Annotated in this window: 1 protein-coding gene; it reads right to left on the bottom strand. The window is 73.8% G+C overall.

The features are described 5' to 3' along the window. The coding region (locus ACIKT0_RS19410; RefSeq protein ID WP_407106901.1) for an ImuA family protein at window positions 1–679 on the bottom strand (679 nt) is incomplete at its 3' end. Between the last annotated feature and the right edge of the window lie 93 nt (window positions 680–772).

The following is a 772-nucleotide window of genomic DNA, read 5'->3' as shown; positions in this document are numbered from 1 at the left end:
TGTTCCGATCTCGCAACATTGCATGGCTTCGCAAGCCCGGACCCTTGGGCCCGGGACGGCGTCCGCGACGCCGGCGAGGAGGTTCGCGCGGGAACGCTGCTGCTCGCCGCCGGAGAGCGCCTCCCGCCGCCGCACCCTGTCGATCGAGAAGTTCGGCAAAGCGAGCGCCAGGATGCGTCGACCCGGCGCCGGCGGAGCGGCCGGCGTCGTCCCCAAAAGCGACGGCCGGCTCGATGAGGCGGAAGCGGCCGTCATCCGCCCACTCCAGAGGCCAGCGGCCAAGCGGGCCGAGGCGGTTGCGGACAAGCTCCACTGTGGCGCGGGGCCATCCCCAATCCTCGGCGCCGGAAGAAGCGAGCGGCGCCACGCGCCAGCGCGTCTCGGCGATCGAGAGTCCGGGAGCGGTCGAGGCGGACGGATCGGTCCGCAAAAGCAGCGCCATGACCCCGGAACGCCCGGCCGCGAGCGCAAGCCGCCGACCCGCCACAAGGTCGAAGCGCCTCAGCGCCCCGTAAGGCTCGATCAGCGCCGCCGCGAGCGCCCGGCAGCCGAGCGCCGTCTCGGCGGCCTTCAGGGCCGCGTCCATGTTCGGCGCCCGGAACAGCACGATGCGGGCCGGGTCGAGGCCGAGCTCCGCAAGGCCGGGCGGCCAGGGTTCGCCGCTCTCGCATCCCGCCATGTCCTGTCGGATCCATAACACCGCCCTCCCTTCGCCGATCGATCGCGCCGCGAGCGCCGCCGCGAACCCGCTCGCCGCAGCCCCTCGCCGGCT

Origin of the sequence: Hansschlegelia beijingensis, from assembly GCF_045505405.1 — a bacterium.
Lineage (GTDB): Bacteria > Pseudomonadota > Alphaproteobacteria > Rhizobiales > Methylopilaceae > Methylopila > Methylopila beijingensis_A.
This window is presented reverse-complemented; position numbering and strand designations above follow the sequence as displayed.